Raw genomic sequence first — 19,326 nt, forward strand, 5'->3', positions numbered from 1 at the left:
GCGGGCCGGGGTCAGGCCGCGCTGGTGACCCGGTAGACGTCGTAGACGCCCTCGATGTTGCGCACCGCATGGAGCAGGTGCCCGAGGTGCTTCGGGTCGCCCATCTCGAAGGAGAACCGGGAGATCGCGACGCGGTCGCGGGAGGTGGTCGTCGTCGCCGAGAGGATGTTGACCTTCTCGTCGGCCAGGACCTTCGTGACGTCGGACAGCAGCCGGTGCCGGTCGAGCGCCTCGACCTGGATCGCGACCAGGAACACCGACTCCGGCGACACCGACCAGGTCACGTCGACCAGCCGCTCCTCGCGCGCGGTGAGGTCCCCGGCATTGGTGCAGTCGGTGCGGTGCACGCTGATCCCGCCGCCGCGGGTGACGAACCCGAGGATCTCGTCGCCCGGCACCGGGGTGCAGCAGCGGGCGAGCTTGATGTAGAGGTCGCCGAGGGCCTGCCCGTCCTCGCCGCTGACGACGACACCGGCGTTGCCCGACGGACGCCGGTGGCGGACCGTCGACGGCGTCGCCCGCTCGGCGAGCTCCTCCTCGGCCTCCTCCTCGCCGCCGAACCACGCGACGAGACGCTGCACGACGTGCTGGGCGCTGGCCTGGTGCTCGCCGACGGCGGCGTAGAGCGCGGAGACGTCGGAGTAGTGCATCTCCCGGGCGAGCGCGGACATCGCGTCGCCGGAGATGAGCCGCTGCAGCGGCATCCCGGTGCGTCGGGCCTCCCGCGTGATGGCCTCCTTGCCCTCCTCGACGGCCTCCTCGCGGCGCTCCTTGGCGAACCACTGCTTGATCTTGGCCTTGGCCCGCGGGGACTTCGCGATCTGCAGCCAGTCCCGCGACGGCCCGGCGTCCTCGGCCTTGGAGGTGAAGATCTCCACGACGTCGCCGGAGGACAGCTGCCGCTCCAGGGCGACGAGCTTGCCGTTGACCCGGGAGCCGATGCAACGGTGCCCGACCTCGGTGTGCACGGCGTAGGCCAGGTCGATCGGGGTGGAGCCGGTGGGCAGGGTGACGACGTCGCCCTTCGGGGTGAAGACGAAGATCTCCCGCGCGGCGAGGTCGAAGCGCAGCGAGTCGAGGAACTCGCCGGGGTCGGCGGCCTCGCGCTGCCAGTCGAGCAGCTGGCGCATCCACGCCATCTCCTCGACCTCGACCTCCTTGTTGCCGCCGCCCTTGACCTCCTTGTACCGCCAGTGCGCGGCGATGCCGTACTCGGCGGTGCGGTGCATGGCGTGGGTGCGGATCTGCACCTCGAGGGGCTTGCCGTCCGGCCCGATCACCGTGGTGTGCAGCGACTGGTAGACGCCGAACCGGGGCTGGGCGATGTAGTCCTTGAACCGCCCGGGCATCGGCTGCCACAGCGCGTGCACCATGCCGATCGCGGCGTAGCAGTCGCGCACCTCGTCGACGAGCACCCGGACCCCGACGAGGTCGTGGATGTCGTCGAAGTCGCGGCCCTTGACGATCATCTTGCGGTAGATCGAGTAGTAGTGCTTCGGTCGGCCCTCGACCTTGGCCGGGATCCGCGCGGAGTCCAGCTGCGCGGACACCTCGTCGATGACCTGGCGCAGGTAGGTGTCGCGCGAGGGCGCCCGGTCGGCGACCAGCCGGACGATCTCCTGGTACTTCTTGGGCTGCAGGATCGCGAAGGACAGGTCCTCCAGCTCCAGCTTCACCGTGGCCATGCCGAGGCGGTGCGCGAGCGGGGCGAACACCTCGAGGGTCTCGTTGGCCTTCTTGACCTGCTTCTCCGGGCGCAGGAAGCGCATCGTGCGCATGTTGTGCAGCCGGTCGGACAGCTTGATGACCAGCACCCGCGGGTCCCGGGCCATCGCGACGACCATCTTGCGGATCGTCTCGGCCTCCGCGGCGGAGCCGAACTCGACCTTGTCGAGCTTGGTGACGCCGTCGACGAGGTGCGCGACCTCGTCGCCGAAGTCGGCGCGCAGCCGCTCCAGTGAGTAGTCGGTGTCCTCGACGGTGTCGTGCAGCAGGGCCGCGACCAGCGTCGTGGTGTCCATGCCCAGCTCGGCCAGGATCGTGGAGACGGCGAGCGGGTGGGTGATGTAGGGGTCCCCGGACTTGCGGGTCTGGCCGTCGTGCTTGTCCTCGGCGACGTCGTAGGCGCGCTGGAGCAGCACCAGGTCGGCCTTGGGGTGCAGCGAGCGGTGGACCGCGGCGAGCGGCTCCAGCACCGGGGTCACGATGGCGACGCGCTGCGGCGTCATCCGCCGGGCGATGCGGGCACGGACCCGGCGGGTCGCGGACGGGCGCGGCGGCTCGTCGTCGGGCGTCAGCGGGCGCGTGGCCGGATGGGCGCCGGTCCGGTCGACCTCGGTCACCGCACCTCCTGCTCGTGCTCGGTGGCGGGAAGGGTCCCGGGTCCGAGGATAGTCCGCGAATCGGGGCCCGTCGTGGTCAGGCGTTCAGCAGGGCGTCGATCCGCAGGTCACCCAGCTTCGCCCGGCCGTTCAGCGCGGCCAGCTCCAGCAGCGTGCCGAACCCGACGACCTCGGCCCCGGCGTCGGCCAGCAGGGCGCAGGCGGCCGCGGCGGTGCCGCCGGTGGCGAGCACGTCGTCGACCACGTAGACCCGCGTGCCCGGCTCGACGACCCCGGCCGGCAGCTCCAGGGTGGCGCTGCCGTACTCCAGGTCGTAGCTGCGCGACGCGGCGACCGCGGGCAGCTTGCCCGCCTTGCGGACCGGCACGGTACCGACCCCGGCGACGAGCGCGACGGCGGCGCCGAGCAGGAACCCGCGCGCCTCCACCCCGACCACCAGGTCCGCCTCGCCCGCGTTGGCGGCCAGCTCGGTGGTGACGGTCGCGAAGGACTCCCCGTGCGCCAGCACCGGGGTGATGTCACGGAACAGCACCCCGGGCTGCGGGTAGTCGGGTACCGAGCGGACCAGCTCGGCGACCCGGAGCAGGTCGTCCGCGGAGTCCCCGGTGATCCCGGGCCCGACCCGGATGCCGTCGACCTGTGCCCCGCTCATCCGCGACGCCGTCCGGTCTTGCCGGTCGGGCGGGCGCCGGGCCGCGGGGCGGCGGGTGCGGAGGAGCTCACGGCGGCGAGGGTATCGGTGGCCGGATCGTCCTCGACGTCCGAGGCCGTCCCGCCCCGGCCGGCCGCGCGGGCACGACGCGCCTCGACCCGGGCGGCCTGGTCGCGGACCCGCTTGTCGCGCAGCTTGATGTCCACCAGGACCGGGGTGGCCAGCAGCAGCGAGGAGACGACACCGGTGATCATGCCGACTAGCTGCACCAGTGCCAGGTCGGCCAGCGTGCCGACACCGAGCAGACCGACACCGATCACGAGCAGGCCGAGCACCGGCAGGATCGCGATGAGCGAGGTGTTCATCGACCGCATCAGCGTCTGGTTCAGCGCGAGGTTCGCGGCCTCGGCGTAGGTGCGCCGGGTCAACTTCAGCAGCCCGCGGGAGTTCTCCCGGACCTTGTCGAACACGACGACGGTGTCGTAGAGCGAGAACCCGAGGATGGTCAGCAGACCGATCACGGTGGCCGGGGTGACCTCCAGCCCGATGATCGAGTACACCCCGGCGGTCACGACGATGTCGTTGACGAGCGCGATCAGCGCCGCGGCGGCCATCGCCCGCTCGAAGTAGAACGCCAGGAACAGCGTGACCAGGACGATGAACACCGCCAGCGCGATCAGCGCCTGCGTGGTGACCTCGCCGCCCCAGGTGCCCGAGACCTGCGAGTCGCTGATCGAGGCGGCGCTCGGGGTGCCGTCCGCGCCGAGCGGCTGCAGCTGGGTGAACAGCGCCTCGCGCAGCGGCACGAGCTGCTCGGGGGTCAGCGGCTCGGACTGCAGCACGATCGACGCGGCGTCGCCGGACCCGACGGACTGGGTGACCTCGGGCGCGAAGCCGATCACGCCCTCGTAGACCCGGTCGACCTGCTGGGTGCTGATCGTGCCGTTCGCCCCGGTGGCGGGCAGCTGGATCTGCGAGCCGCCGGTGAAGTCGATCCCGAGGTTGAAGCCCCGGAAGACCAGCGACAGCACGCAGACGGCGATGAGCACGCCGAAGCCGATGTACCAGGTCTTCCGGCGGCCGATGATGTCGACGTTCGCGGTGCCGGTGGTGAGCCGGGTCCAGCCCGACAGCGACTCGGGGTTCGTCATGCGCCCGTTCCCTTCCCGGTGGTGGCCGCACGCCTGCCGACGGCCGGCTTCTCACGGCGGTGCCGCATCCCGATGCGGTCGACCGCGCCGAGCCCGGAGAGCCCGGGCCTGCCCAGCGACGTCGACCGGGAGATGAGCACGACCAGCGGGAAGGTCACGAGGAACACGACGACGAGGTCGAGGACCGTGGACATGCCCAGGGTGAACGCGAAACCGCGGACCTCGCCGACGGCCAGGATGTAGAGCACCGCGGCGGCGAGGAAGCTGACCGCGTCGGCGGTGAGGATCGTGCGCCGCGCCCGCTCCCAGGACCGCGGGACGGCCGAGCGGAACGTGCGGCCGTCCCGCATCTCGTCCTTGAGCCGTTCGAAGAAGATGACGAACGAGTCGGCCGTGATGCCGATGGCGATGATGAACCCGGCGACGCCCGCCAGGTCCAGGGTGAACCCGATCCAGCGCCCGAGCAGGATCAGCACCGCGTAGACGACCAGGCCGGACAGGGCCAGCGACAGGATCGTCAGGATGCCGAGCAGCCGGTAGTAGAACAGGCAGTAGGCGAACACCAGCGCCAGGCCGACGGCACCGGCGATGAGCCCGGCCTCCAGCGAGGCCAGCCCGAGGCTGGCGGAGACGGTCTGGGCGTTGCCGGAGTCGAACGACAGCGGCAGCGAGCCGTAACGCAATGTTCGAGCGAGGTCCTGGGCCCGCTCCTGACTAAACTGCCCGGAGATTTGGGTATTTCCATAGATTGGCTCATTGATTGTTGCCACCGAAGCGACTTCGGTATCGAGCGTGAACCCGACGGCCTTGCCACGATTCGTCGTGGTGTAGTCGGCCCAGATCTCCGTACCACGGGGCTTGAACGTCAGGTCCACGACGTAGCCGGCCCCCCGCTGATCCTGTGCGGCCTGCGCGGAGGCGATCTCGGTGCCCTCCAGGAAGGACGGGCCGAGCAGGTACTTGTTCTGCTTATCCTCGCTGCATGCGACCAGCGGCCTGGTCGGGTCGTCGTAGCCCTGCAGCGGGTCGGGGGCGTTGCAGTCCAGGGTCAACAGCGCCTGCAGCTGGGTGGCCTGGTCGGTGCTCTGCCGGGTCTCGCGGAGCTTCGTGACCTCGGCGGCGACGCGCGGGTCGTCCGGCGCGAGCCCGCCCGGGCTCGGCGTCGGGGACGGTACGGGTGTCGGCGGCGGGTCCTGCAGCGGCGAGACCTGCGCGACCGGCGCGACGGGACGGCTCTGCTCGCCCATGCCCTGCGGCTGCGCCGGGGCGGGGCTCGCGGGGGCCTTGCTCGCGGGAGCCTGGCCGGACTGCGCGTCCTGGCCCGGCGCGGGCTGCTGCCCGGCGGCCTGGTTCGCGGGAACGGGGCCCTGCAGCACCTCGCGGAAGCGCAGCTGCGCGGTCTGGCCCAGGGAACGGGCCTGCTCGCCGGCGTCGCCGGGGACGGTGATGACGATGTTGCTGCCGTCCAGCTGGACCTCGGCGCCGCTGACACCGAGCCCGTTGACGCGCTGCTCGATGATGTCCTGCGCCTGGATCAGCTGGTCACGCGGCGGCGGCTGCCCGTCGGTGGTGCGGGCGGTGAGCGTGACCCGGGTGCCACCCTGCAGGTCGATGCCCAGCTTCGGCGTGAGGTTGCCGCCCCCGGTGAGGAACACCAGGGCGTACAGCACCACGACGATGCCTGCGAAGGCCGTCAGGTAGCGCCAGGGGCGCAGGTGCTGCTGCCCCGACGACGTTGCCACGTGATCGTTCTCCTGATCCGACTCGTGCGGCGGCCGCGGCCGGCCTCACGGTCGGTCGCCGTCCCACCGGGCCGGTGCGGCAGAGCCGCGGCCGGGCCCGGTACGGACGCCGAGGCCGCCGGAACGGGCCGCCCGGCCCGTTCCCGACGTGCTCAGTGGATCGTCGGCTTGTTCTCCGACGCGTCCTTGTCGGCCGGCTCGGCGACGGTCTCCTCCGTCGCCTCGTCGGTCGCGACCTTCTCCCGGATCGCCGCACGCAGCCAGGTGGTGACCACGCCGTCGGCGATCTCGAGGTCGATCGTGTCCTCGTACGAGGCGTCGACGATGGTGCCCCGCAGCCCGGACGTGGTGACGACGACGTCGCCGTCCTCCAGCGCCTGCTGCATCGCCTGCGTCTCCGCCATCTGCCTGCGCTGCTTGCGACCGTTCAGGAACAACGGCACGAACAGCAGCAGGATGATGAGGAACGGCAGCAGGGAGAAGATGCTCGAGCCGCCACCGGCCTGCTGGGCGAGGATTGAAGTCATCGTGCGGGGTCTCCGTCTCGTCTCGTAATCGTGAGTGTGCCAGCCGGGACCGACACCGACGGCCGGCCCCCTCCCGGAGGCGGACCGCTCGTCGCAGTGCGACGGGCCGAACGGCGTCAACCGGGGTCCGTCGGCTGCCCGACACGCCCCGGAACGAGCCGGACGCCCGGATCGTTCCGGTACGCCCGCATCGGGACGCCCGCCGGGCACGCGGTGTCCGGAGGACTCCGCGCGGTGTGCGGACACCAGGGTGCCCGTGGTCCCGGCCGGGCGGTGCCCGATCCGTTCGGTCCGTCCGGATCCTCCCATGTGTGACGGCCCGCGCAGTCCGGTGCCCCGACGGCACCCCGGGTCAGAACAGCGGGTCGACCCGGTGCCCGGCCGGTGCGTCCGCGGGCGGCGTCAGCCCGAGGTGGGTCCAGGCCAGCGGGGTCGCGACCCGCCCGCGCGGGGTGCGGGCGATCATCCCGGCCCGCACCAGGTAGGGCTCGCAGACCTCCTCGACGGTCCCCGGCTCCTCCCCCACGGCGACGGCGAGGGTCGAGACGCCGACCGGGCCGCCGTGGAAGGAGCGGACCAGCGCGCCGAGCACCGCGCGGTCCAGGCGGTCCAGGCCGAGCTCGTCGACGTCGTAGACCGCCAGCGCGTCGCGGGCGACCTCCCGGGTGACCACGCCGTCCGCTCGGACCTCGGCGTAGTCACGGACGCGGCGCAGCAGCCGGTTCGCCACCCGCGGGGTGCCGCGGCAGCGCCCGGCGATCTCCGCCGCGCCATCGCGGCGCAGGTCGATGCCGAGGATCCCCGCGGCGCGGCGCAGCACGCGCTCCAGCTCGGGGACGTCGTAGAACTCCATCTGCCCGGTGAACCCGAACCGGTCGCGCAGCGGACCGGTCAGCGCCCCGGCGCGCGTCGTGGCCCCGACCAGGGTGAACGGGGCGACGTCGAGCGGGATCGAGGTCGCACCCGGCCCCTTGCCGACCACGACGTCGACCCGGAAGTCCTCCATCGCGAGGTAGAGCATCTCCTCGGCCGGGCGGGCGGTGCGGTGGATCTCGTCGATGAACAGCACGTCGCCGGGCACGAGATTGGACAGCATCGCGGCGAGGTCCCCGGCCCGCTCCAGCGCCGGGCCGGAGGTCAGCCGGATCGCGGCGCCCATCTCCTGGGCGATGATCATGGCGAGGCTGGTCTTGCCGAGGCCGGGCGGGCCGGACAGCAGGATGTGGTCCGGCGGGTCGCCGCGCCGCCGCGCGCCCTCCAGCACCAGCTGCAGCTGCTCGCGGACCCGTGGCTGCCCCACGAACTCCTCCAGCGAGCGGGGCCGCAGCGACGCCTCGACGTCGGTGTCCCCGGGCTGCGCCGCGGCGTCGACGGCGCGCTCGTCGAGATGACCGTCGACCGCGGCGTAGGGGTCGGGGTCGGTCACCGCGACCTGCCGAGGCTCGACAGCGCGGTGCGCAGCAGGTCCCGGGCGTCGGTGTCGGGGGCGTGGGCCAGCACCGCGTCCACGGCCTGCTCGGCCGGGCGCTGGGTGAAGCCGAGCCCGAGCAGCGCCTCGACGACCTGCTCGCGCACCCCGAGCACCGGCGCCGGCGCGGCCGCGACGGCGCCCGCGGGCACCGCGACGGGCGCGGTCACCTTGTCGCGCAGCTCCACGACCAGACGCTCGGCGCTCTTGCGCCCGACGCCGGGGATGCGGGTGAGCACGGCCAGGTCGCCGTCGGCGAGCGCCCGGCGCAGCGTGTCAGGCTCCAGCACCGCGATCGTCGCGAGCGCGAGCCGCGTCCCGATCCCGGACACCGTCTGCAGCAGCAGGAACAGCTCGCGTTCCTCGGCGTCGGCGAACCCGTAGAGGGTCAGGGAGTCCTCGCGCACCACCAGCGTGGTCGGCAGCCGGGCCTCCTCGCCGCGACGCAGCCCGCCCAGCGTGACGGGCGTGGCGTACACCGCGAGCCCGACCCCGCCGACCTCGACGACGGCGTGGTCCAGCCCGATCTCCAGCACCGGACCGCGCACTGAGTGGATCACCGCCAAGCCTCCTCGCGAACTACAGTTCGAGATGAGAGCCTATCGGCTACCACGCCTGCACGTACGGTCGACGCGCTCCCGGCGGCAGCTTCGGCACCCAGAGCAAGGCACCACCAGGGTGAGCCAAATACTTACGAGCTGCCACTAACATCGACGGCGCTAATCGATCTACATTCCGTGCAATTCAGCATATTCACAGCCGGTTCTCAATCACCTGATAATAGTCGCCGATGCAACCGTCGTCCTTCAATCCTTGCACAGGAGGACAGCCAGCAACACCATTCGGCACCCATCCAACCTGCTTGCAACTGAAGTAGTCGTTGTTGATCGGGAAGCTGACCGTCGTGTTTCGCGTATTCGCGTCTCTGTTGCACTCTGCTAATGAACGATATACCGGCAACGGCGCCGCCTGAGCCAATGGGGCCATCCCGAAGCTCATCGCCAGCACTGAGATCCCGACAATCACGATCCTCTGCATGGCTCGACTCCTTCGACTACACCTTCTTCGGCCAAGTGGCGCAATAACGTTAGCACCTAGCCGCTACAGCTATCAACACTCAGACAAGGAAAGACCACTACGTCGCATACTTGCCTTAGCGTTCCGAATGTCCGATTATCAGATGTCTTGCCCATCTCCCGCCCAGCCCGGCGCGTCGCATACTGGAGTGGGACTATACAAAACACAAGAATCGATATTAAGAGCCCTTCATGTCATGAATCCACAGCTGGCAGCTACGGGGCGCGTTCAGCGTACGAAAGCAGCCGGTCAGGGTCCGTCAGGAATGACTATCAGGGCGACCGTTGCCCCATCCCCGTGCTGATCGAAGTTCGGCTTCCGCTTGCGCTACGGCCCATTTATCAGCGGCGCTTGTCCGACCGCTTCCGCCAGCAGGCCGGCCCTGTTCGATGCGGGCGCGGTGCACCGCGGCCAGCTCCTCGGCGCGGGCCTGCGCCTGCGCCATCCGGTCGATCATCGGGGAGCGCCAGCAGTGGCAGATGGCCAGCGCGAGCGCGTCGGCGGCGTCGGCGGGCTTCGGGGGTGCGTCGAGGCCGAGCAACCGGGTGACCATCGCGGTGACCTGCGCCTTGCCCGCGCGGCCCTCCCCGGTGACGGCGGCCTTGACCTCGCTGGGGGTGTGGAAGGCGACCGGCAGCCCGGCCCGTGCGGCGACGAGCGCGACGACCCCGCTGACCTGCGCGGTGCCCATCACCGTGCGGACGTTGTTCTGGCTGAACACCCGCTCGACGGCGATCACGTCCGGGCGGTGCCGGTCGACCCAGCGCTCGACCTCGTCGGCGACGGTGAGCAGCCGCCGCTCCAGCGGCAGGCCGGGCTGGCTGCGGGCGACGCCGACGGCGACGAACCCGACGGTCCGGCCCGCACCGGCCTCGACGACGCCGATCCCGCACCGCGTCAGTCCGGGGTCGACCCCGAGCACCCGCACCGCGTCCCCCTCGCCTCGGATCCGCACGGCCGTTCGGGAACCGTACCGGTGGGGGCGGTCCCACCCGAGCGGGCACGCCGGACCGGCGGGTCCGGCCCGGACCGGCCGGACCGGGATGACAGGGTGCGCAGGTGACGTCGATCCTCCGGGTCCTCGCGTGGGTGTGGGCCGCGCTGCTGCTGGTCGTGCTGGTGGGGACCTTCCGCCCCGGGACCCCGGCGATCGGGCTCGCGGGGTCGTTCCTGTCCGGCGCGTACCCGCTGCACGTGGCCCTGGCCGCGGTGCTGGGGATCCTGCTCGGGCTGGCGGCGCGGGCCGCGGGTGCCCGGTTCACCGGTCTCGCGACGGCGGTGCTCGCCCTGGCGGCGGTCGTCGGGTCGGTCACGGTGCTGACCGCGCAGGGCCGGGCCGCGTCCGAGCAGGGCGTCCCGCTGGACTGGACGGCGACGCTGACCGAGCTGGGCCAGCCGGACGGGCGGCCGGACCGGTCGGTGGAGTTCTCCGCCGGCCGCACGCTGGACCTCTACCTGCCGACCGGCGCGGGTCCGCACCCGACGATGGTGTGGGTGCACGGCGGGTCGTGGACGAGCGGGGACCGCAGTGACCGGACCGCGCTGAACCGGTGGCTCGCCGAGCGCGGCTGGGCGGTCGCGGCGGTGGACTACCGGCTGCCGCCGCCCGAGCCCGTCGGCCGCGACCAGCAGCGCGACGTCGCGTGCGCCGTCGACTGGGTCCGCACGCACGCGGGCGAGGCGGGCCTGGACCCCGCGCGGCTGGTGCTGGCCGGGCAGTCCGCCGGCGCGACACTCGCGCTGTCGACCACCTCCGGGCTGCTCGACGGGACGCTGGCGTGCTCGGAGGCACCGGCCGCGTACGGCGGCACCGGCCCGGCCGACGCCCCGCCGCCGACGCCCGGCCCGCCGCCGGTCGGCGTGGTCGCCTACTACCCGCCGGTCGACCTGACGCTGGTCGACCCGGACGTGGCGCGCACCCTGTTCGGGGGCACCGCCGGCGAGGCACCGGGCCTGCTGCGGCTGCTCTCCCCCGCCGAGCAGGTCCGCCCCGGGCTCCCGCCGACCCTGCTTCTGCTCGGCTCCGCGGACCACTACGTCCTGCCCGACCGGGTCGCCGCCTACGACCGGGAGCTCCGCTCCGCGGGGGTCGACGGCAGGCTGGTCACCGTCCCCTACGCCGACCACGTCTTCGACCGGCCCTTCGGCAGCCCGGGCGCGCAGCTGACCCGGGAGGCCGTGATCCGGTTCCTGACCGGGCTGACCTGATGCGGGTCGAGGTCACCGCCCTGCTCGCCGCGTCCCGGTCGACGCGCTCGCCGCACCGGGCCGCGGCGGCACCGGCGCGCTGTTCGCCCTGGACTCCGGCGACGGGCCGGTCCGCTTCCGCGCGCACCGCGCCGCCGCGCCGTGCCGCTGGATGGACACCGAGATCGGCGACGGCGCGTGGACGGCGCTGCGCGGCCGGGGCGGTGTCCGCTGCGAGCCCCTCGACGACGGCGTGCTCCGCCTCGGACCGGCCGAGCTGACGGTCCTGGAACCGGCGGCAGCCGTACCGCCGGACGCCGGGCGCGGACCGTCCGGCGGGGTGTCCGCACCGTCCGCCGCGACGACGTAACAGCAGGTGGGAGCGTCGCGACCCTACCGGCGTCGGCCCCGGAGGAGGTGACGCCGATGCCCCTGGTCCCGCACCCCCGTCGCCCCGACGAGCCGCCGGCCGTCCCCCCGCGGGCGGGCGTCGTCGTCCACCGGGGTCTGCCCGGGGACCGGGCGACCTGGGCGCGCCGGGCCGGCCGGATCGGCGGGCTCCTGGTCGCCCTGGCCGACGCCGAGTCCGCCGGGCTGGAGCTGCCCGCGTCGCTGGCCGGGCGCCGGGCGCTGTGGGCGTGGTCGCGTTCCGCGGAACGCGCGGTCGCCGCGGCCGGGGACGCCGACGCGGTCGTCGTGATCCGCACCGACGACGCCGACGTCCTCGCCGCCGCCGGACGCGACCTGGCCGCGGTGCTGCGCCACGAACGCGACACCCGCCGCACCGCCACCCCCGGCGACGACACGGCCGGCGCTCCGGCCGCGACGGGCCCGGCCGGACGGCTCTGCGCGATCCTGCACGCCGCGGCCCGCCGGCAGGACGTCGCGGTGGAGCAGCTCGTCGCCGAGCTGGGCCGGGCCGCCCGCGTCCTCGCGCCGGGTCACCTGCGTCAGCCCTCCGGCGCCGGGTACGGCACCGGCGCCGCCCCCGCACCGGGAGCGGTCGCCGGCTGACCCCCGGGTCCGGGCCCCGGGGTCCGGGTCAGTGCGCTGCGGCGTCCCAGCTGCGACCGGACCCGACCGACACCTCCAGCGGCACGGACAGGTCGGCCGCGGCCGCCATCTCCCGGCGCACGAGTGCCTCCAGGGTCTCGCGCTCGCCGTCGGCGACCTCGAGTACGAGCTCGTCGTGCACCTGCAGCAGCATCCGGCTGCGCAGCCCCTCCGCCTGCAGTGCCCGGTACACCCCGAGCATCGCGACCTTGATGATGTCCGCCGCGCTGCCCTGGATCGGGGCGTTGAGCGCCATCCGCTCGGCCATCTCCCGACGCTGACGGTTGTCGCTGGTCAGGTCGGGCAGGTAGCGCCGCCGCCCCAGGATGGTGGCGGTGTAGCCGTCCTTGCGGGCCTGGTCGACGACACCCGCGAGATAGTCGCGCACCCCGCCGAACCCGGCGAAGTAGTCGTCCATCAGCCCCTTGGCCTCCTCGGTGGAGATCCGCAGCTGCCCGGACAGACCGTAGGCCGACAGCCCGTAGGCCAGGCCGTAGTTCATCGCCTTGATCTTGGCGCGCTGCTCGACCGACACCTCGGTCGCCGCGACGCCGAAGACCCGGGCCGCGGTCTCGGCGTGGAAGTCGTGCCGGGAGCGGAACGCCTCGATCAGCGCGGCGTCCTCGGACAGGTGCGCCATGATCCGCATCTCGATCTGGCTGTAGTCCGCGGTGAGCAGCTCCGCGTACGGCGCGCCGTCGGGCCCGGCCCCGACGACGAACGCGTCCCGGATCCGGCGCCCGGCGGCGGTGCGGATCGGCACGTTCTGCAGGTTGGGGTCGGTCGAGGACAGCCGCCCGGTCGCGGCGATCGTCTGCGAGTAGGTGGTGTGGATCCGGCCGTCCTCGGCGACGGACTTCATGAGCCCGTCGACGGTCACCTTGAGCCGGGTCGCGTCGCGGTGCTGCAGCAGGAACTGCAGGAACGGGTGCTCGGTCTGCTCGTAGAGGCTCGCCAGCGCGTCCGCGTCGGTGGTGTAGCCGGTCTTGGTGCGCTTGGTCCTGGGCATCTCCAGCTCGTCGAACAGGACGACCTGCAGCTGCTTGGGCGAGCCGAGGTTGATCTCCTTGCCGATCACCTCGTAGGCCTGCCGCGCGGCCTCGCGGACCTGGCCGCCGAAGTCGGACTCCAGGTCGGACAGGGTCTCGCCGTCGACGGCGATCCCGGCGGCCTCGCAGTCGGCCAGCACGAACGCCAGCGGCAGCTCCAGGTCGGCGAGCAGCTCGCTGCCGCCCCGCTCGGCGAGGTCGGCGTCGAGGGCGTCGGCGAGCTCGGCGATCGCCGAGGCCGCGAGCATCTCCTGTCCCGCGGCCCGGGCGTCCGCCTCCTCCTCGCCGCCGAGCAGTGACAGCTGCCCGTCGGCGGGCTCCTCGGTGCGCAGCTCGCGGCGCAGGTAGCGCAGCGCGAGGTCGGCGAGGTCGAACGTCCGCTGCCCGGGCTTGGCGAGGTACGCGGCGAGCGCGGTGTCGCTGGTCAGCCCGCCCAGGGTCCAGCCCCGCGCGCGCAGGGCGTGCAGCACCGGCTTCACGTCGTGTGCGGCCTTCGGCACGGAGGGGTCGGCGAGCCAGTCGCCCAGGGCCGCCTCGTCGTCCGGGGTGAGGCCGGTCAGCGCGAGGTAGCCGGCGGCCGGGACACCGGCGGTGGCGCCGGCGGCCCGCTGCTCGACGGTCGGCTCCCCCGCGGCGAGCGCGATCCCGTCGAGGTCGCGCCCGGCGATCGGGCCGGTGACCCCGGCGAAGCTCACCGCGACGCGACGCCCGTCGCGGGCGTGGGCGTCGAGCCAGGCCCGCACCGCGCCGGGTGCGACGACCTCGCCGGCGACCTCGAAGCCGGACTCGGCCTCGGGCTCGGCGGAGGACAGGGTGGAGAACAGGCGCTCGCGCAGCACCCGGAACTCCAGCTCGTCGAACAGGCGGTGCACCGCGTCGCGGTCCCACGGGCGCAGCTCGAGCTCGTCGGGGGCGGCGCCGAGGTCGACGTCGCGCACCAGCTCGGTGAGCTGGCGGTTGAGCAGCACGTTCGCCAGGTTGGCCCGCAGGTTGTCCCCGGCCTTGCCCTTGACCTCGTCGACCCGGTCGGTCAGCTCGGCGAGCGAGCCGAACTCCCGGACCCACTTGGCCGCGGTCTTCTCCCCCACCCCGGGGATGGAGGGCAGGTTGTCCGAGGGGTCGCCGCGCAGCGCCGCGAAGTCCGGGTACTGGGTCGGGGTGAGCCCGTAGCGCTTGTCGACCTCGGCCGGGTCGATCCGGCCGAGGTCGGACACGCCCCGCTTGGGGTACAGGACGGTGACGTCGTCGGTGACCAGCTGGAACGCGTCACGGTCGCCGGTGGTGATGAGCACCTGGTAGCCGTGCCCCTCGGCCTGGGTGGCGAGGGTGGCGATGAGGTCGTCGGCCTCGTACCCGTCGACGGCGAACACCGGGATGTTCAGCGCGGTCAGGACCTCCTTGATGAGGTCGATCTGGCCGCGGAAGTCGTCCGGCGTGGACGAGCGGTTCGCCTTGTACTCGGCGTAGCGCTCGGAGCGGAAGGTCGTACGCGACACGTCGAAGGCCACCGCGAGGTGGGTCGGCTCCTCGTCGCGCAGCAGGTTGATCAGCATCGAGGTGAAGCCGTAGACCGCGTTCGTGGTCTGCCCGGTACCGGTGCGGAAGTTCTCCGCGGGCAGCGCGAAGAACGCCCGGTAGGCCAGGGAGTGGCCGTCGAGCAGCAACAGGCGCGGCTTCGCCGGTGCCTTCTTCTTCGCCGAGGCCGACTTCTGGGTGCCCTGCGTCGCTGTGCTCATCGGCGGCGAGTCTAGAACCGACCCCCGACAGTGAACGCGGCCGCCGGTCGGCTCCCGGCCGGGCCCGGCGGCACACCGTCACCCGCGGGGCGGTCCCGGCGGCGTCGGTCGCCGGGCAGGACACCCGCCGGCGCCGGCACGTCCACCTGCGCGGGCGGGTACCCGGCGACGGCGGGCTCACCTCACCCGGTGGAGGCACCGACCCCGGGGACGACGGCGCGGCCGCCCCACCGGGGGGACGGCCGCACCGGGACGGGACCTGCCGCTCAGCCGACCTCGGCCATGACCTCGTCGGAGACGTCGAAGTTGGCGTAGACGTTCTGGACCTCGTCGGAGTCCTCGAGCGCCTCGATCAGCTTGAAGACCTTCTTCGCGCCGTCCGCGTCCAGCTCGACCTGCATCGACGGCACGAAGACCGCCTCCGCGGAGTCGTAGTCGATGTCGCTCTGCTGGAGCGCGGTCCGCACCGCGACGACGTCGGTCGGCTCGGAGACGACCTCCCAGCTCTCGCCGAGGTCGTTCACCTCCTCGGCACCGGCGTCGAGGACGGCCATCAGCACGTCGTCCTCGGACAGCTCGGCCTTCGGCAGCACCACGACGCCCTTGCGCTGGAACAGGTACGCCACCGACCCCGGGTCGGCCATGGTGCCGCCGTTGCGGGTCATCGCCGTCCGGACCTCGGTCGCGGCCCGGTTCCGGTTGTCGGACAGGCACTCGACCAGCACCGCGACCCCGTTCGGGCCGTAGCCCTCGTAGGTGATCGTCTGGTAGTCGGCGCCACCGGCGTCGGCACCCGAACCACGCTTGACCGCACGGTCGATGTTGTCGTTCGGGACCGAGCTCTTCTTCGCCTTCTGGATGGCGTCGTAGAGCGTCGGGTTGCCGTCGGGGTCACCGCCGCCGGTCCGGGCCGCGACCTCGATGTTCTTGATCAGCTTGGCGAACATCTTGCCGCGGCGGGCGTCGATCACGGCCTTCTTGTGCTTGGTCGTCGCCCACTTGGAGTGACCGCTCATCGGCTCGTCTGCCCACCTCTCGTGCTCGCACCGCGCACGCGACGCGCGGTGAGGGGCAGGTCCGACGCCCCGCAGCGCGAGCTGCGGTCGGGCCGACCTGCGGGAACCCGTCAATGCTACCGACGACGCGGCTCCGCGCCGGGTCGGGCCCGCGCACGCCCCACCCGTCACCGACTCATGCAAGATCGACTATGCTTCGCCACCGTGTCCCGCCGGGAACCCGGCGAGGACTACTCTGACAACCGTTATCGGCACCTCCACCGGGCGCCGGTCGCGAGAGGAGCGCACGTGTTCGGAGCAGTGGCAGGAAAGGCCGTCGGGCTCGTCGTGAGCGGGCTGGCCGGCGCGGTCGCCTACGACGGCGTCAAGAAGGTCGCGCGCTCCGGCGCCGTCCGCGAGGCCGCCGTCTCGGTGACCACCTGGGGCCTCAAGGGCGCCCGCGCCGCCGAGACCGGCGCCGAGAAGGCCCGGCTGGCGACCGCCGACATCGTCGCCGAGGCCCGTGGCCGGATCGGCGAGGAGGCCCCCGTCCCGGGCAACGGCCACGGGCACGGCCACGAGCACTGATCCCGGTCCTCCGGGCACGACGAGCGAGACGAGCGAGACGATGAGCACCGACACCGCCGGCCCGGACGCCACCGTCCTGAGCGACGCCGCCGGGCGCATCCGCTTCGCCGTCCCCGCGCTGCGCGGGCGGACCGCGCTGGCCGTGGCCGTCGAGGACGAGCTGGACCACGTCGGCGGGGTCCGCCAGGTGCACGCCTACCCGCGCACCGGCAACGTCGTCGTCTGGTACCGCCCCGGCTGCGACCGCGTCGAGCTCGTCGAGGCCGTCGGCAAGGGCCTGGGCGCCGAGCCGGAGGCCACCGCGGACCGCACGCCCCGCTCGGCCGACCAGCCGGGCGGCGAGCTGGCCCGGCTGGTCGTCGGCGGGGTCGCGCTGGCCGCGCTCGGCTTCCGCCGCTACGGGCTGCGCCGCCCGCCGCTGCTCGGCCCGGCCAGCCGCACCGTCGCCACCGGCGTCACGATCTTCACCGGTTACCCGTTCCTGCGCGGCGCGCTGCGCTCGCTGGCCGGCAGCCGGGGCGCGGGCACCGACGCGCTCGTCTCGGCGGCGACGGTCGCGAGCCTCGTGCTGCGCGAGAACGTCGTCGCGCTGACCGTGCTGTGGCTGCTCAACATCGGCGAGTACCTCCAGGACCTGACGCTGCGCCGCTCCCGGCGCGCGATCTCGGAGCTGCTGACCGGTGCCACCACCCGTACCTGGACCCGTACGGTCGCCCCCGACGGCGGCACCGTCGAGGTCGAGGTCGACATCGCCGACCTGTCGGTGGGCGACGAGGTCGTGGTGCACGAACGGATCGTGCTCCCCGTCGACGGCGAGGTCGTCGAGGGCGAGGGCGTCGTCGACCAGGCCGCGATCACCGGCGAGCAGCTGCCGGTCTCGGTCGCCCCGGGCGACACCCTGCACGCCGGGTCGGTACTGCTGCGCGGCCGGATCGTGGTCCGGGCGACGGCCGTCGGCCAGGACACCGCGATCGGCCGGATCATCGACCGGGTCGAGCAGGCCCAGGGCGACCGGGCCCCGATCCAGACCGTCGGGGAGAACTTCTCCCGCCGGTTCGTACCGGCCTCGTTCCTGCTCTCGGCGCTGACCCTGGTCGTCACCCGCGACGTGCGGCGCGCGATGACGATGCTGCTCATCGCCTGCCCGTGCGCGGTCGGCCTGTCCACCCCGACGGCGATCTCCGCGGCGATCGGCAACGGCGCGCGGCGCGGCATCCTCATCAAGGGCGGCGCGCACCTCGAGGCGGCCGGCCGGGTCGACGCGGTGGTGTTCGACAAGACCGGCACGCTCACCCAGGGCCGCCCGGTCGTCACCAACGTCATCTCCTTCCACGACGACTGGTCGCCCGAGCAGGTCCTGGCCTACGCCGCGTCGTCGGAGATCCACTCGCGGCACCCGCTGGCCCAGGCGGTCATCCGGTCCACCGAGGAGCGGCGGATCGAGATCCCGCCGCACGAGGAGTGCGAGGTCCTGCTCGGGCAGGGCATGCGGGTCCAGGCCGACGGCCGGGTGCTGCTCATCGGCTCGCGCGACCTGCTCCGCGCCCAGGGCGTGACGGTGCCGCGCAAGGCCGCGGACTGGGTGCGGCGGCTGCAGAAGGCCTCGGAGACGCCGCTGCTGCTGGCCGTCGACGGGTCGCTGGTCGGCCTGGTCTCGCTGCGCGACACCGTGCGGACCGAGGCCCGTGACGTGCTGGAGCGGCTGCGCGCGGACGGCGTCACCCGGATCGTCATGCTCACCGGCGACCACCCGCAGACCGCGAAGGCCGTCGCCGAGGAGCTCGGCATCACCGAGTACCGGGCCGAGGTCATGCCCGAGCAGAAGCAGGACGTGGTGCGGGCGCTGCAGGAGCAGGGCCACACCGTCGCGATGATCGGCGACGGCACGAACGACGCCCCGGCGCTGGCGCTGGCCGACATCGGGATCGCGATGGGCGTGGCCGGGACCGACGTGGCGGTCGAGACCGCGGACGTCGCCCTCGCCGCGGACGACCTGAACGCGCTGCTCGACCTGCGCGACCTGGGGCGGCGCTCGATCACCCTGATCCGGCAGAACTACGGCATGTCGATCGCGGTGAACGCGGCCGGGCTGCTGGTCTCCGCCGGCGGGGCGATGTCACCGGTGGTCGCGGCGATCCTGCACAACGCCTCCAGCGTCGCGGTCGTCGCGAACAGCTCCCGGCTGATCCGCTACCGGATCCCGGCGGGGGCGGCGACCACCGTCGTCGAGGGTGAGGTCGTCCGGTAGAAGGCGCGCGCCGCGGGGTGGAACAGCAGCACGACGGCGGCGACGACCTCGACCACGTGCAGCCCGCGCAGCGCCGCGGCGACGAGCTCGGGCCCGGTCGCGGACACCAGGAACAGCCCGACCGAGCCCCCGTCGGCGAGGGCGCGCAGCGGTTCGACGACCAGTGAGGCCGTCCCGAACACCCCGAGCACGCCCAGGACGGTCCACCGGTACACGCCGTGCCCGGAGCGCAGCTGCAGCACGAGAACGCCCAGTACCAGGTAGATCCCCGCACGGACGGCCAGTTCCCCGGCCGACGGCGGCACCGGTGCGGCCAGGCGGACCAGGGCCTCGGCGAGCCCGGCCAGGATGGCGCCGAGCCACAGCGCGACGCTGAGTCCCACCGCGGACGGCAGGGCGGGGCGCGACCCGGTGGGTACGACGGTGGTGGTCATGGTCCCAGGGTCCCCGCGCCGGGCCGGTCGGCCCACACGGCGCTCCCCCGGGTGGACCTGGGGTATCCCCCACCCCG

General features: G+C 73.1%; 16 protein-coding genes and 1 pseudogene. 5 read left to right on the forward strand and 12 right to left on the reverse strand.

All coding sequences use genetic code 11. The features are described 5' to 3' along the window. Nucleotides 1–11: 11 nt before the first annotated feature. The 9 genes and pseudogenes from WHI96_RS11660 to ruvC form a co-directional block, all read right to left on the reverse strand. A complete protein-coding gene (locus WHI96_RS11660; RefSeq protein WP_251782968.1) occupies nt 12–2,297 on the reverse strand; it encodes a RelA/SpoT family protein in 2,286 nt (761 codons plus the stop codon). Between the two features lie 121 nt (nt 2,298–2,418). Beyond that, nucleotides 2,419–2,994: an adenine phosphoribosyltransferase gene (locus tag WHI96_RS11665; protein WP_208823688.1), complete on the reverse strand. Its 576-nt coding sequence runs from the start codon at nt 2,992–2,994 to the stop codon at nt 2,419–2,421. Continuing rightward, complete coding sequence (secF, locus tag WHI96_RS11670; RefSeq protein WP_251782353.1) at nt 2,991–4,145, reverse strand: protein translocase subunit SecF; 1,155 nt, start codon at nt 4,143–4,145, stop codon at nt 2,991–2,993. The genes WHI96_RS11665 and secF overlap by 4 nt, the downstream gene beginning before the upstream one ends. Beyond that, nucleotides 4,142–5,887, reverse strand: coding sequence for a protein translocase subunit SecD (gene secD / locus WHI96_RS11675; protein ID WP_345653153.1), 1,746 nt, complete (start codon nt 5,885–5,887; stop codon nt 4,142–4,144). The genes secF and secD overlap by 4 nt, the downstream gene beginning before the upstream one ends. Nucleotides 5,888–6,039: 152 nt before the next feature. Further along, the gene (gene yajC, locus WHI96_RS11680; RefSeq protein ID WP_062395704.1) at nt 6,040–6,414 is read right to left on the reverse strand and encodes a preprotein translocase subunit YajC; all 375 of its coding nucleotides are present in this window, start codon (nt 6,412–6,414) and stop codon (nt 6,040–6,042) included. A gap of 352 nt (nt 6,415–6,766) precedes the next feature. Then, nucleotides 6,767–7,840, reverse strand: coding sequence for a Holliday junction branch migration DNA helicase RuvB (ruvB, locus tag WHI96_RS11685; protein ID WP_345653148.1), 1,074 nt, complete (start codon nt 7,838–7,840; stop codon nt 6,767–6,769). After that, on the reverse strand, nt 7,837–8,442 hold the full coding sequence (gene ruvA / locus WHI96_RS11690) for a Holliday junction branch migration protein RuvA (RefSeq protein WP_345653145.1): 606 nt from the start codon (nt 8,440–8,442) through the stop codon (nt 7,837–7,839). Before ruvA ends, ruvB begins: the two co-directional genes overlap by 4 nt. A 193-nt stretch (nt 8,443–8,635) precedes the next feature. Beyond that, a complete protein-coding gene (locus WHI96_RS11695) occupies nt 8,636–8,920 on the reverse strand; it encodes a hypothetical protein (protein WP_345653142.1) in 285 nt (94 codons plus the stop codon). A 409-nt stretch (nt 8,921–9,329) separates the two neighbouring features. Next, nucleotides 9,330–9,887 (reverse strand): annotated as a pseudogene (ruvC, locus tag WHI96_RS11700) (crossover junction endodeoxyribonuclease RuvC); the annotation flags it as partial. A 131-nt stretch (nt 9,888–10,018) separates the two neighbouring features. Between ruvC and WHI96_RS11705 the strand changes: the two are divergent. From WHI96_RS11705 to WHI96_RS11715, 3 genes are all read left to right on the forward strand, one after another. Next, on the forward strand, nt 10,019–11,167 hold the full coding sequence (locus WHI96_RS11705; RefSeq protein WP_345653139.1) for an alpha/beta hydrolase: 1,149 nt from the start codon (nt 10,019–10,021) through the stop codon (nt 11,165–11,167). A gap of 151 nt (nt 11,168–11,318) precedes the next feature. Next, on the forward strand, nt 11,319–11,516 hold the full coding sequence (locus tag WHI96_RS11710) for a hypothetical protein (protein WP_345653136.1): 198 nt from the start codon (nt 11,319–11,321) through the stop codon (nt 11,514–11,516). Nucleotides 11,517–11,572: 56 nt separating this feature from the next. After that, nucleotides 11,573–12,160: a hypothetical protein gene (locus tag WHI96_RS11715; RefSeq protein ID WP_345653133.1), complete on the forward strand. Its 588-nt coding sequence runs from the start codon at nt 11,573–11,575 to the stop codon at nt 12,158–12,160. Nucleotides 12,161–12,188: 28 nt separating this feature from the next. Here WHI96_RS11715 and polA read toward each other — a convergent pair whose 3' ends face one another. After that, entirely contained in the window at nt 12,189–14,984 is a 2,796-nt protein-coding gene (gene polA / locus WHI96_RS11720) for a DNA polymerase I (RefSeq protein WP_345653130.1), read from the reverse strand. Between the two features lie 266 nt (nt 14,985–15,250). Next, nucleotides 15,251–16,000 (reverse strand): YebC/PmpR family DNA-binding transcriptional regulator, encoded by a 750-nt coding sequence (locus WHI96_RS11725; protein WP_345653127.1) that lies wholly within the window; start codon nt 15,998–16,000, stop codon nt 15,251–15,253. Between the two features lie 288 nt (nt 16,001–16,288). Here WHI96_RS11725 and WHI96_RS11730 point away from each other — a divergent pair, with 288 nt between their 5' ends. Together WHI96_RS11730 and WHI96_RS11735 are read left to right on the forward strand one after the other, a co-directional pair. Further along, nucleotides 16,289–16,567, forward strand: coding sequence for a DUF1490 family protein (locus tag WHI96_RS11730; protein WP_345653124.1), 279 nt, complete (start codon nt 16,289–16,291; stop codon nt 16,565–16,567). A 40-nt stretch (nt 16,568–16,607) separates the two neighbouring features. Next, a complete protein-coding gene (locus WHI96_RS11735) occupies nt 16,608–18,815 on the forward strand; it encodes a heavy metal translocating P-type ATPase (RefSeq protein WP_345653121.1) in 2,208 nt (735 codons plus the stop codon). Here WHI96_RS11735 and WHI96_RS11740 read toward each other — a convergent pair. Then, nucleotides 18,758–19,249 (reverse strand): hypothetical protein, encoded by a 492-nt coding sequence (locus WHI96_RS11740; protein ID WP_345653118.1) that lies wholly within the window; start codon nt 19,247–19,249, stop codon nt 18,758–18,760. The two genes, WHI96_RS11735 and WHI96_RS11740, sit on opposite strands and share 58 nt — an antisense overlap. Nucleotides 19,250–19,326: the final 77 nt, after the last annotated feature.

The sequence above is a fragment of the Pseudonocardia tropica genome (assembly GCF_040105315.1).
GTDB classification, from domain to species: Bacteria; Actinomycetota; Actinomycetes; order Mycobacteriales; family Pseudonocardiaceae; genus Pseudonocardia; species Pseudonocardia alni.